The sequence below is a fragment of the Achromobacter sp. HZ34 genome, from assembly GCF_002209485.1.
In the GTDB taxonomy this organism is placed as follows: Bacteria; Pseudomonadota; Gammaproteobacteria; order Burkholderiales; family Burkholderiaceae_B; genus Bordetella_C.
In genome coordinates this window covers 323,769-335,349 of sequence record NZ_NJIX01000001.1, presented here as the reverse complement: position 1 = coordinate 335,349, position 11,581 = coordinate 323,769, and the positions used below count along the sequence as shown (strand labels likewise).

Below are 11,581 nucleotides of genomic sequence, written 5' to 3'. Positions count from 1 at the left end.
TCAGGATCCCCACCATGCGTATTCGCCTTACCTCCCTTTTCGCCGCGCTGGCCCTGGCCACGGCAGCCGCCCCCGCCCTGGCGCTGGACGACGTCACCGTGGCGCTGGCCATCCCGCCCGCCGTGCATGACGGCGCGCCCTATGCCGCGGCCGAGGAACTGGGCTTCTTCAAGGAAGAGAACCTGTCGGTCAAGACCATCGTGTTCCAGGGCGCCGGCGCCCTGCTGCCACAAGTGGCCGCCAAGCGCGTCACCTTCGGCTATCCCACCTCGGAACCGGTGATCTCCAGCTACTTCACCGGCAAGGACATCCTGCCGCTGCGCTACTTCTATAACGGCGTGCCGGCCAACACGATGGAATTCGCCGTGCTGGCCGATTCGCCCGTCAAGACCATCGAGGATCTCAAGGGCAAGAAAATAGGCGTGGGCGCGCTGACCTGGGGCACCATCCCCGGCGGCCGCGCGGCGCTGCGCACGGCCGGGCTGGAGCCTGGCGTCAACGTCAACTACGTGGCCGTCGGTGCCCTGGCCGCGGGCTTCCAGGCGCTGAAGACGCATCAGGTCGACGCGCTCAATTTCAACAGCAGCTGGGACGACCAGCTGGAATTGTCCGGCACGCCGATCCGCCGCATCGCCTATCCGGCGGTGTTCGACGAGACCGCCGGCAACGGCTTCATCGCCCACACCGATACCTTCCGCGATCATCCGGACCTGATGGTGCGTTTCGCGCGCGCCTACACCAAGGGCCAGGTCGCCTGCGAAGCCAATCCCACATTCTGCGTGCAGGCCTTCTGGCGCGCCAATCCGCAATCCAAGCCGTCGGGCGACGAAGCGAAAGCCCTGGCCGATTCCATCACGCTGCTGAGCAATCGTCTCAAGCGCGTGCTGCACACCCCCGCGGGCCAGCCGCGCGTGCCCGGCCAGTATGACCTGAAGGCCATCAAGGCCGGCATCGAAGCCATGGCCAAGGCCAAGGAATATCCGTCGGCCGATGTGCCCGTGGACAAGATCTTCTCCAACGAATACATCGCCCAGATCAATCAGTTCGACGCCGACGCGGTGCGCGCCAAGGCACGGGAAGCAAAATGAGCCAGCCCACCATACAGATCACCCCGCGTGACGCGTCCCTGGACGTCGCACGCAGCATCGTCCTGGCCGGCTTCGGCGCCGGCCCGGTGCAGCTGAGCGCGGAACAGCGCCAGCCCGACGGCAGCGTCTGGCGTAGCGAGGCCACCCTGACCGCGGACGCCGACGGCCGTATCGACCTTGGCCGCCAGGCCCCCACCGCCGGCGACTGGCGCGAAGCGGATGCCATGGCCCTGGTGTGGTCCATGCGCCGCGTGCAGCCCGCGACCGATCCCGCGCGTTCCGATGGCGTCGAGCCGGTGACCACTACCGTCCAGGCACGGGGCGCGGACGGCGCGACGGCGCAGGCCGAATTCGTGCAGCGCTATGTGGTCGACGGCGTCAGCCGCCGTGATGTCAACGTCGATGGCATCGTGGGCAGCGTCTTCACGGCGGCCGGCGCGGGTCCCCATCCCGTCATCGTGGTGATGAACGGTTCGGGCGGCGGCATTCCGCTGCAACGCGCGGCGCAGTGGGCTGCGCATGGCTACACGGCTTTCGCCTTGGGATATTTCAAGGCACCCGGCCTGCCGGACCATATTTCCGGCACGCCGCTGGAATACTTCGAACGCGCGCTGCAATGGGTACGCGCCGAGCTGGCGCCGCGCAATGGCTTCGTCGCCATCACGGGCCAATCGCGTGGCGGCGAACTGTCCCTGCTGCTGGCCACGCGCTTCCCCGCGCTGATCGATGCCGTGATCGCCTATGTGCCCAGCATCGTCGTGCACGGCACGCTGCGCGCCGGCCGGCCGGGAGAAGCGCCCGATTCGCCGGTCTGGACCTGGCAGGGCAAGCCCTTGCCCAATGTCTGGCAGAACAATCCCGATGTGGACTGGTCCGCGTTCAATCAGGTACCCGCCGACGGCCAGCCGGTGCGCCAGGCCCCCGCCTTCCTCACCGCGCTGCGCAACGCCGACGCGGTGGCAGCGGCACGTATTCCCGTGGAGCAGGTCAAGGGACCGGTGCTGTTGATCTCCGGCACCGATGACGGCTTCTGGCCCTCTTCCCTGTACAGCGACCAGATCGTCGATGCCTTGCGCGCCAGCGGCCATCGCTGGCCCTATCGCCACGTCAAGGGTGAAGGCGCGGGACATGCCATCGGCTTGCCCAACGCGCCCACCACCCAGATCGCCAAGCCGCATCCCGTGGCCGGCGTCGTGCTGACCGGCGGCGGCACGGCGCAGGCCAATGCCCAGGCCAACAGGCAGTCCTGGCAGGCGGCGCTGGACTTCCTGGCGGAGGCCAGTGCATGAGCGTCGCACGACCGCAAGCAAGCGCCCCTGGTGGCGCGGTGCCCGGCGCCGTGTCCGCGGGACATGGTTCCTTGAACCTCAGGGATGTCACGCTCACCTACCCGACCCGCCGCGGCGCCATCCATGCGCTGGGCCCGGTGGACCTGGACATAGACTCTGGTGAGTTCGTAGCGGTGCTCGGACCCTCAGGCTGCGGCAAGTCCACCTTGCTGAAGCTGGCCTCCGGCCTGCTGGCGCCCACCACGGGCACCTTGACGCTGGGGGGCGAGCCTGTGCTCAAGCCCAGCCGCCGCACCGGCGTGGTGTTCCAGAAGCCGCTGCTGCTGCCCTGGAAAACCGTGCTGGACAATGTGCTGCTGCCCGCCACCACCTTGGGTCTGCCCAAGGAGGCGGCGCGCGAGCGCGCGGCGGCGCTGCTGAAGCTGGTCGGCCTGAACGGTTTCGAAAGCAATTACCCGGGCGAGCTGTCCGGCGGCATGCAGCAACGCGTGGGCATCGCCCGCATGTTGCTGCCCGATCCCGATGTGCTGTTGATGGACGAGCCCTTCGCCGCCCTGGACGCGCTGACCCGCGAGGCGCTGACCCTGGAGCTGCAACGCATCTGGAGCCAGCAGCGCAAGTCCGTGCTGTTCATCACGCACAGCATTCCGGAAGCGGTGTTCCTGGCCGATCGCATCCTGGTGATGTCGCCCCGTCCGGGCCGTTTCATCGAGGACTATCGTCCCGAGCTGCCGCGCCCGCGCACGCTCGAAACCCTGGGCGACGCGGCTTTCAATGCCGCCTGCCATCACCTGCGCCGCCATTTCACTCATGAAGCGTCTTGATTTCACCGACTTTCTTTATCCGCTGATCAGCCTCGCCGTGCTGGTGGCGCTCTGGCACTTCGCCATCATCCTGTTGAAGATCCCGGATTATCTGCTGCCCACGCCGGCCAGCGTGTGGCATGCGCTGGTCGATGGCTTCGCCACCGGCACGCTGTGGCCGCATATCGGCACCACCCTGGGCGAGACCTTCGCGGGCTATGCCATCGGCTGCGTCCTGGCGGTGCTGCTGGGCGCCCTGCTGGCGGAATCGCGCACCTTCGAACGCTTCTGCTATCCGGTGCTGATCGGCCTGCAGGCCACGCCCAAGGTGGCCCTGGGACCCATCATCCTGGTGTGGTTCGGGTTCGGCATGGCGTCCAAGGTGGTGCTGGTGGCGCTGGTTTGCTTCTTTCCGCTGTTCGTCAACACGGTCAACGGCATCAACCGCACCGACCGCGACTTGCTGGATGCGTGCCGCGCGTTCTCGGCGTCGCGCAGCTATCTGCTGCTGCACGTCAAGTTGCCGGCGGCGGCGGGGGATATTTTCTCCGGCTTGCAGATCGGTGTGTCGCTGGCCTTGATCGGCGCGGTGGTGGGCGAGTTCCTGTCGGCCCAGCAGGGGCTGGGCTATATGATCGCGTCCGCATCGGTCAGCATGAGCCTGTCGACGATGTTCGCCGGGGTCATCCTGCTGGCGGTCATAGGCTTGACTGGATCGCTGCTGATGCGCGCCCTGCATCGGCGGGTCGTGTTCTGGGAAAAGACGCATTCGGGCGATGCGTGAGGGCCGCGGACGGCCCGGAATCCTGCTGCTTAGAAGCTGAACTTGCCTTCCGCCGCGATATTGGCCAGCGGCTGGCGCGGGCTGTACACCTCGCGGGCCTGCAGGGCTTCAGGCAGCGTGCTCTTGTCGCCCGGTTTGCCGATGGCGACCGCCGCTTCGATGCGGTAGCCGGCGGGCACGCCCAGATCGATCCGCGCCTTGTCGCGATCGATGCCGGCCATGCCGTGGGCCTGCCATCCCTCCAGGCTGGCCTGCAGTGCCAGGAAACCCCATGCCGCGCCGGTGTCGAAGCTGTGCGAGGCATTCGGCACGGGCTGGTCCTTGCCCGGCGGCGTGCCGTTTTCGGCGGACACCACCACGACCAGCGCCGATGCATTGCGCGCCCAGCTCTGGTTGAACTCATTGAGCGTGGCCAGCAGGCGATCCCAGTGCGCCGTGCCCTTGCGCGCATAGATGAAACGCCAGGGCTGCATGTTGTAGGCGGAAGGCGCCCAGCGGGCGGCTTCCAGGATGGTGAGCAAGGCGGCTTCCGAAATCTCCTCGCCGGTGTAGGCGCGGGGCGACCAGCGTTCCAGGAAGATTTCGGAAATGGGGTGTTCAGCTTTGCGGGTGTGCTTGCCCATATAAGATCCTCGACTGCGTATGAATGACGAGGGTCAATGTTAATGCAGGGTTGGAAAATCCCTGGCGGACGTGGACGACGCGTTCCTCATAAGCTGATAACCAGTGCGTGCTACCCGTCATCGCTACTCGTCATCGCTGCGAGAACGGCTGCTGCCGGAAACGGAACCGGTGTTCCCCGCACTGGTCTCCGAAGAAACTGCCTCGGCGGATTCCTGCTTCCGCCTTCTCGCGGCGAGTCTCTCGCTTAGTTCGGCGTTGAACGCTATCTGGGCATCTGACAGCACAGGCTTCAGCTTCGCGGGCTGGGTGCCCTCGCCGTCGCCTTGGGATGCGTTGCCATCATCGTTCAGCGAAGCAAGGGAAGACTGGGACCCTTGCGCAGGCTTGATCGGTCGCGTCATCAGGTCGGCCGGCGGCGGCGGTGGGGCTGATGGTGCCGCCGCACTCGGCATGGCGCTGGATTGGGCCATCAGTTGCTTCATCCGCGCCAATTCCGCCTGCAGGTCATCTATCTGCTTGCGCAGCGCAAGGACTTCCGGATCGGGCGCTGTGGCTGCGCTCGTATCGACGGGCGGCGCTGCATCGGCCAGCCGCGGCTTCAGATGCGCCGGGGGCGGTGGAGGCGGCGCAGGACGTGCGGGCTTCAGGGCCTGAGGCGGAGGCGCGGGCGGAACATCTGCCGGCGACGGCTGCATGCTCTGCGAGGCAGGCGCAAGCGATGCCTCTGCCAGCGACGGGTTGGTGGTGGTCGGCCGCATCGGACCATGCGAGGCCAACGTTGCCTGCCGCAACTTGTTCAGTTCATCCGCGGGATTGGCTGGATGCGTACGCGCGGCCCCTCCCTTGAGAATCCTGACAACAGGCAAGGCCTTCACGCCCTTGGCGATTCGACTCACAAAGGAGTGCAGTGCTCCACCACCCAGCCGGTGGCGATCTTGTGCCTTGGTTTTGCCACTGTCGGTTTCCGGCCGGAACCGCGCGCCACCCGCCAACTCCCCCGCATCGCTGGGCGTCGCCGTCGCTGCGGATCCAGGTTGGACGTTGCGGTTGTCGGAACCATGGCTGCTGCCGATTTTCATGTTCATAGTCATACCTGTCTGCTCGTTGATTCAATAACGGTGGCACGCAGCAAAGCGCAAGGCGCTACCTTCTCGATGTGCACCCGCTGTTTTGCCCGCGGTCCCCCCAACGCCATCAGGCGGGGATCGCGCGCATTCGCGCTACGCCGTACCGGATTCGCCTGGGCGCTCGCTGAGGCCAGGACATGAGCACCCATGTCGATGGGGGCATCGCGCTCCGGATTGCGGGATGTGGCAACGCACAGCGCAGCCGTATGCGCCAGTGGGGCGGCAGTAGTGGCTTGATTCACCATCGGTACTCCCAAGAGTCATATGTATGAATCGGAGTCTAGTGAGCGAGCCGAGGCCGGCCTATGGCCGCGCGCCGCGATATGGCGTGGGAAAAGCCCTCTGGTGCGCGCGATTTCCGCCACGCCGTGAAGATCGCGGCCTGCCGGTGATGAGAAATTTCCTGATACCGATCTCACTGGCGCTTGCAACCCTGACGGCTGATTCATGCCGAACATTTCATTACCGGGCGAAATCCCTAGGTGTCTGCGTCGCAGACTTGCCATAAGCTGCAAAGTCTTACGTCGAACGGTGGTCCCCCGGATTACCACCGCCTTGCTGTTTTCCAAAAGGAGCCGCCATGACGCTTCCCGCACTGGAGATCACCGGTTTGCAGGCGAGCGAGAGCCGCAACCCCATCCTGAATGGGGTGAACCTGCGCGTGGATACCGGCGAAGCGGTGGCGCTGCTGGGCAGGCAGGAAGCTGAACTCACCGCGACCTTGCGGGCGGTGCTGGGCCACAATCGCGCACGCACCGGTTCCGTGCTGATACACGGGGTCGAATCGATCGGAATGGATGCCTATGCCGTCAGCCATCTGGGCGTGGCGGCCTGCCCGGCCCGGCCCGACCTGATCGCGGGCATGACCTGCGAGGAGAATCTGCTGTTGCCGCTGCCTCTGGAGGGCGTGCTGGGCGGCGGCCTGTCCTTGACGGACATCTATGAACTGTTTCCCGCATTGCGCCGTGCGCGCGCCGCGCCTGGGGTGAACCTGGACGAAGCGGAGCAGCAGATGCTGGCGTTGGCGCGCGTGTTGCGCAGCGGGGCTAATCTGCTGTTGTTCGACCAGATCTGCGCGGGGTTGCCAGGGGCTGCTGCGCGCACCATGGGGCGTACGGTTACCGCGCTCAAGGCGCTGGGCTATAGCATTCTGTTTACGGAGCTGAATCCGGATTTCCCGGCGGAGGTGGCGGATCGCAGCTATCTGCTGGTGGATGGGGTATCGGAATTGTTGGCTAGCGCCCTGGATCTGGGCTCGATGCCGCTGCCGGCGCCGGTGCTGACGTCGGTGACGGCGTTGTCCGCGACGTCTCTTCCGGTCGTGGCGACGCGTCCCTTGGCGGCATCGAATGCTGCCGATGTGTCGGGGGCTGCCGACAGCGCGGGCGTTCCCATGTTGGCACCTGCCTACGCCGAAGCGCAGACGTTGATAGACGAGTACATACAGCCGCTGCCTTGAGTTGGGGGTGTGCGCTTGCACAGTAGACTGGCGCCCCATGGCTCGGCATCAATCCAGCGCCACGCTTCACGGCGTTATGATGGTCAAACGACCTGGCGCGCCCGTGTCTTACACGATGCCGTACCAGGCCAGGCGCGCCGCTTGCGGACATTGCCGCTTTCCTGCCCTGCTGCGCCGGCCGCATAGCCCGATTCCAGGAGTTGCCGATTCCGATGTCCTCGTCCCGCCTAGAACAGCCTTCCTCGCGCGATTCCCTGCGCGCCGCGTTTGAGGCCGTGCGTGCACATAGCCTGGCCCTGGCCGAGCCCTTGTCCGCCGAAGACCAATGCGTGCAGTCCATGCCCGATGCCAGTCCGACGAAATGGCATCTGGCGCATACCACCTGGTTTTTCGAGACCCTGGTACTGCGCGAACACGATCCCGCCTACACGCTGTTCGACCCGCACTTTCCCTATCTCTTCAATTCCTATTACGAAGCCCTGGGGCCCCGCCATGCCCGCCCTGAACGCGGCATGCTGACGCGGCCGTCGCAAGACCAGGTCCTGGCTTATCGCCGCCATGTGGACGAAGGCATGGTGGCCCTGCTGGACTCCGCCGACGTGTCTGTCCTGGCCGCGCTTGCACCCATGCTTGAACTGGGCCTGCATCATGAACAGCAGCACCAGGAACTGCTGCTGACCGACATCCTGCATGCCTTCTCCCGCAATCCCGTATTCCCGGCCTATCGCGCCACCAGCGCGTTGAACGCTCCCGTTACCGCGGCTGCATCGACCGGCTCTCCCCCTGCGCTTTCGATCGTAGGTGCCGGCGCTGATGGTGCCGCTGGCGCCACACGCGATGCTAGCGCCAGTCCCTTCGTCGGTGGCGCACACGCTGGTGCTGGTGCTGGTGCTGCGGAGGCTGGGGCAGGTGCATCCGGCTCCGCTGCCGCGGCGGCAGCGAGCGCGCCGTTGCAGTGGCTGCGACATCCTGGTGGGATGGTTGAAGTCGGCCATCATGCCGATCCGGCGGTCGGGTTTGCCTTCGATAACGAACGGCCCCGCCATGCGGCTTATCTGCATCCTTATGCCATTGCGAACCGCCTCGTCACCTGTGGCGACTACGCCCGTTTCATCGAGGACGGCGGGTATCAGCGGGCCGAGTTCTGGCTGTCCGACGGCTGGGCCACCGTACGTGCCCAGGAATGGCAGGCGCCTGCCTATTGGCTGCTGGACGGCGACGCGCGCCTGCGTACCCGTGGCCTGCAGGGCACCCACGTATTCGGGCTGGGAGGCTTGCTCCCGCTCGATCCAAACGAGCCGGTGGCGCAATTGAGCCTGTACGAAGCGGCCGCCTATGCCGCGTGGGCCGATGCCCGCCTGCCGACGGAGTTCGAATGGGAAGCGGCGTCGTCCTTGCCCGGCTTCCTGCAGGCCTCGGGGCATGTCTGGCAATGGACCCGCTCGTCCTACGACCCTTATCCCGGTTTCAAGCCCTTGAACGGCGCCGCCGCGGAATACAACGGCAAGTTCATGGTTGGCCAGCTGGTCCTGCGCGGCGGCAGCATCGCCACGCCCGCGGGCCACACCCGCCCCACCTACCGCAATTTCTTCCCCCCTGCCGCCCGCTGGCAATTCACCGGCCTGCGCCTGGCTCGCGACGCGTAACGTGCGGCCGTCATGGCCCGCCCGACGCGCCCCCCTTACGCGGGGACTGTTCTCCCCTGAACTTGGCCCGAGCCAACCTCGCTCCGGGCCGGTCTGAGCTGGGCTGGCTGGGCTGGCTGGAGTGGCTGGAGTGGCTGGGCTGGCTGGGCTTGCCGCGATGGCTGCAACGGTCGAGGCTAAAGGCCATTCGACCAGCGAATTCGCCCGCGTCAGCGGGCGAACTCAAAACAAACTGGCGAACTCGGTTTGGCCGCGTCAGCGGGCAAACCAAAAACCTCCCCGCGAATGCAGCAGCGTTAACGCACCGCGCGAACTACACCACCGAGGTATTAATATGAAGTACCATAATCCCACTTATCAATCAGAATAGCCGGCTTCCCGACCCCGGCGCCCGTCACTTTATGTCCCGCCCCGACCCCCTCTTCGTCCAGTCGCTCGCCAAAGGCCTGGAGCTGCTTGAAGCCTTCGAGCACCATCCCACCATCATGAGCATGAACGAATTGATGGAAATGACCGGCTTCGACCGCAGCACGACGCAGCGCATGGCGCATACGCTGGTCAGCCTGGGCTATCTGGAACGCGGCGCCGGCGGCAAAGGCTTCACGCCCGGCAAGAAAATCCTGCAGCGCACCTTCGACTACATGCGCAGCGTGCCGCTGCTGGAGCGCGCCACGCCCCTGGTAGTCCAGTTGCAGCAGGAAACCGGCGAACGGGTCGAACTGAGCCTGTTCAACGACCTCTACATCATCTTCGCGCTACGCCGCCAGACCAAGCGCCAGACCTTCAGCAGCACCTTGGTCGGACGCCAATTGCCCACGGTGCAGACCGCGGGCGGGCGCTCCATCATGGCGCACCTGACGCCGGAGCAGATGGAGGACATCATCCTGCGGTCGGAAGCCATGCCGCGCAGGTCGATACCCTCCACGCCGAAGACCACGCGCGATTCGGCGCGAATCCGCGAATACGTGGAGCAGGCACGGCAGGACGGCTACGCCGTGGCCGCCGAGGAAAGCCAGATCGGCGAATTGAACATCGCCGCCGCCATCCTCGACCACCGGCAGCAACCCATCGCCACGATACAACTGGCCGGGCTGACCTCGGACTGGACAATAGAAAACTTCGCCAAGCAATACGCGCCCTTGATCATGACCACGGCGCGCGCCTTGAGCGGCAAGGTGGGCATGGCCTGAGCCACACGGCGCGCAGCGGCGGCGCGCGCAGCGGCGGCGCCCGTAGCTGCGGCGCCCAGTAATACAGCGTCCTAAAGCTTGCCCGGCGCGGATCCGTGCACATGACGGATCCCTCAAGCCGCTATTCGATCAAGCGCAGCGCCGCCGTCCACACACGATTGCAGTAGTCCAGCGACGTCGGCCGCTCGTACTGCCCCCGCGTGCGCTCGCACACCGCCTTGGGCGGATAAATGATCTTGCCGCCGGCCGACTGCGCCTTGATCTGCGCCTGGCAGGAACGCTCCAGGTAGTAGATGTTGACGAAGGCTTCCGCCACCGTCGACCCCGCCGCCAGCAAACCGTGATTGCGCAGGATCATGGCCTTGTGGGTGCCCAGGTCATTCACCAGGCTTTCCCTTTCCTCCAGGTCCAGCGCGATGCCCTGGTAGTCGTGATATCCCAGCCGTTCATAGAACTTCAAGGCATGCTGGGTAATGGGCAACAACCCCTCTTCCTGGCACGACACGGCCATGCCGTCGGCGGTATGGGTATGCACCACGCAGGCCAGGTCATGGCGCGCCATATGGATGGCGGAGTGGATGGTGAAACCCGCGGCGTTGACCTTGTTGGTTTCCTCATCGCCCGGATCGACCGGGTTGCCTTCGACGTCGATCTTGACCAGGTCCTCCGGCTGCATCTCGTGGAACAACACACCGTAGCGGTTGATCAGGAAGTGATCCTCGCGGCCGGGCACGCGCGCGCTGATATGGGTATCGATGATATCGGTCATACGGAAATGCGCGACCAGCCGGTACAGGGCGGCCAGTTCAAAACGCACTTTCGCTTCGGCATTCAAGGGGGCATCCATCGGGAACTCCACACGGAAAGACGAGAGTATCAATTAAGGGAAGTCAGTCACGGAATCAGGGTTTACGACAGCCGGCGGTCTGCGCCGACGCCGGCGGCTTACGTCACCGCCGGCGTGAAGTCGCGTATCAAACGCGCCACCGCCATGGCGTCCGCATCGCCCTGGCGTTCCAGCGCCGCGATCACACCCTGGCGGTCGGGCACCGACTTGTCCTGGTTCAGCTTCATCTTGCCTTCCACGCTGGCCAGGGGAATCTCCAGCGCGGCGATGGCCTTCAGGCGAGGCAGCGTCAGCGTATCAGGCATCGCGTCGAAACGCCACGTCCCGCCCAGGGGCGAGTCGTACGTGGCCACGGTGGCCTGCAGGACGGCGCGGATATCCTCCGGCGCTTCAATCAGCCGCGGCTGGCCGCGCACGTGCACCGCCGTGTAATTCCACGTGGGAAAAGTTTGCTGGTTCTCGTACCAGCTGGGCGAGATGAAGGCATGCGGTCCCTGGAACAACACCAGAGCCGGTGCCCCCGCCTGCAGATCGCGCCACTGCGGATTGGCACGCGCCAGATGGGTGATCAGGGTCTCCCCCCGCAGCAGGAAAGGCAGGTGCGTGGCATTGGCCCCGCCCTCGCCCACCGTCACCAGCGTGGCGAAGCTGTGGGCCCGCATGAAGGCATGCAGGGCCGCGCTGTCGTGCTCGGCATAGGCCGGCGGCGTATACATGGGTATCG

At 65.6% G+C, this 11,581-nt stretch carries 11 protein-coding genes; 7 read left to right on the top strand and 4 right to left on the bottom strand.

Annotated elements, in window-relative coordinates; all coding sequences use genetic code 11:
• Positions 1–14: 14 nt before the first annotated feature.
• The 4 genes from CEY05_RS01405 to CEY05_RS01390 are packed head-to-tail and all read left to right on the top strand — an operon-like array spanning position 15 to position 3,964.
• Complete coding sequence (locus CEY05_RS01405) at positions 15–1,088, top strand: ABC transporter substrate-binding protein (RefSeq protein ID WP_088595611.1); 1,074 nt, start codon at positions 15–17, stop codon at positions 1,086–1,088.
• A complete protein-coding gene (locus tag CEY05_RS01400) occupies positions 1,085–2,377 on the top strand; it encodes an acyl-CoA thioester hydrolase/BAAT C-terminal domain-containing protein (RefSeq protein ID WP_088595610.1) in 1,293 nt (430 codons plus the stop codon). The genes CEY05_RS01405 and CEY05_RS01400 overlap by 4 nt, the downstream gene beginning before the upstream one ends.
• Entirely contained in the window at positions 2,374–3,201 is an 828-nt protein-coding gene (locus CEY05_RS01395) for an ABC transporter ATP-binding protein (protein WP_088595609.1), read from the top strand. Before CEY05_RS01400 ends, CEY05_RS01395 begins: the two co-directional genes overlap by 4 nt.
• The gene (locus tag CEY05_RS01390) at positions 3,188–3,964 is read left to right on the top strand and encodes an ABC transporter permease (RefSeq protein WP_088595608.1); all 777 of its coding nucleotides are present in this window, start codon (positions 3,188–3,190) and stop codon (positions 3,962–3,964) included. The genes CEY05_RS01395 and CEY05_RS01390 overlap by 14 nt, the downstream gene beginning before the upstream one ends.
• Before the next feature lie 29 nt (positions 3,965–3,993).
• On the opposite strand, the gene CEY05_RS01385 is transcribed toward CEY05_RS01390, so the two are convergent.
• Both CEY05_RS01385 and CEY05_RS01380 read right to left on the bottom strand, forming a co-directional pair.
• Positions 3,994–4,587, bottom strand: a complete 594-nt coding sequence (locus tag CEY05_RS01385) for a nitroreductase family protein (protein WP_088595607.1) — start codon at positions 4,585–4,587, stop codon at positions 3,994–3,996.
• 123 nt (positions 4,588–4,710) lie between these two features.
• Positions 4,711–5,679 carry a hypothetical protein gene (locus CEY05_RS01380; protein WP_088595606.1) on the bottom strand — a complete coding sequence of 323 codons (969 nt, stop codon included), beginning with the start codon at positions 5,677–5,679 and terminating at the stop codon, positions 4,711–4,713.
• A gap of 616 nt (positions 5,680–6,295) precedes the next feature.
• On the opposite strand from CEY05_RS01380, the gene CEY05_RS01375 reads away from it, so the two are divergent.
• The 3 genes from CEY05_RS01375 (at position 6,296) to CEY05_RS01365 (ending at position 10,010) form a co-directional block, all read left to right on the top strand.
• Positions 6,296–7,174 carry an ATP-binding cassette domain-containing protein gene (locus CEY05_RS01375; protein WP_088595605.1) on the top strand — a complete coding sequence of 293 codons (879 nt, stop codon included), beginning with the start codon at positions 6,296–6,298 and terminating at the stop codon, positions 7,172–7,174.
• A 212-nt stretch (positions 7,175–7,386) separates the two neighbouring features.
• Positions 7,387–8,820, top strand: coding sequence for an ergothioneine biosynthesis protein EgtB (locus CEY05_RS01370; RefSeq protein ID WP_233161300.1), 1,434 nt, complete (start codon positions 7,387–7,389; stop codon positions 8,818–8,820).
• A 401-nt stretch (positions 8,821–9,221) separates the two neighbouring features.
• A complete protein-coding gene (locus CEY05_RS01365; RefSeq protein ID WP_088595604.1) occupies positions 9,222–10,010 on the top strand; it encodes an IclR family transcriptional regulator in 789 nt (262 codons plus the stop codon).
• 121 nt (positions 10,011–10,131) lie between these two features.
• Here the strand turns inward: CEY05_RS01365 and CEY05_RS01360 are convergent, their stop codons facing one another.
• Positions 10,132–10,857: a class II aldolase/adducin family protein gene (locus CEY05_RS01360; protein ID WP_088595603.1), complete on the bottom strand. Its 726-nt coding sequence runs from the start codon at positions 10,855–10,857 to the stop codon at positions 10,132–10,134.
• Between the two features lie 98 nt (positions 10,858–10,955).
• Positions 10,956–11,573, bottom strand: coding sequence for an FMN-binding negative transcriptional regulator (locus CEY05_RS01355; protein WP_088595602.1), 618 nt, complete (start codon positions 11,571–11,573; stop codon positions 10,956–10,958).
• Between the last annotated feature and the right edge of the window lie 8 nt (positions 11,574–11,581).

Coding starts and splice junctions, on each gene's coding strand:
- CEY05_RS01405 (WP_088595611.1), top strand. CDS start 15: ATGCGTATTCGCCTTACCTCCCTTTTCGCCGCGCTGGCCCTGGCCACG.
- CEY05_RS01370 (WP_233161300.1), top strand. CDS start 7,387: ATGTCCTCGTCCCGCCTAGAACAGCCTTCCTCGCGCGATTCCCTGCGC.
- CEY05_RS01360 (WP_088595603.1), bottom strand. CDS start 10,857: ATGGATGCCCCCTTGAATGCCGAAGCGAAAGTGCGTTTTGAACTGGCC.
- CEY05_RS01380 (WP_088595606.1), bottom strand. CDS start 5,679: ATGACTATGAACATGAAAATCGGCAGCAGCCATGGTTCCGACAACCGC.
- CEY05_RS01400 (WP_088595610.1), top strand. CDS start 1,085: ATGAGCCAGCCCACCATACAGATCACCCCGCGTGACGCGTCCCTGGAC.
- CEY05_RS01395 (WP_088595609.1), top strand. CDS start 2,374: ATGAGCGTCGCACGACCGCAAGCAAGCGCCCCTGGTGGCGCGGTGCCC.
- CEY05_RS01365 (WP_088595604.1), top strand. CDS start 9,222: ATGTCCCGCCCCGACCCCCTCTTCGTCCAGTCGCTCGCCAAAGGCCTG.
- CEY05_RS01390 (WP_088595608.1), top strand. CDS start 3,188: ATGAAGCGTCTTGATTTCACCGACTTTCTTTATCCGCTGATCAGCCTC.
- CEY05_RS01355 (WP_088595602.1), bottom strand. CDS start 11,573: ATGTATACGCCGCCGGCCTATGCCGAGCACGACAGCGCGGCCCTGCAT.
- CEY05_RS01375 (WP_088595605.1), top strand. CDS start 6,296: ATGACGCTTCCCGCACTGGAGATCACCGGTTTGCAGGCGAGCGAGAGC.
- CEY05_RS01385 (WP_088595607.1), bottom strand. CDS start 4,587: ATGGGCAAGCACACCCGCAAAGCTGAACACCCCATTTCCGAAATCTTC.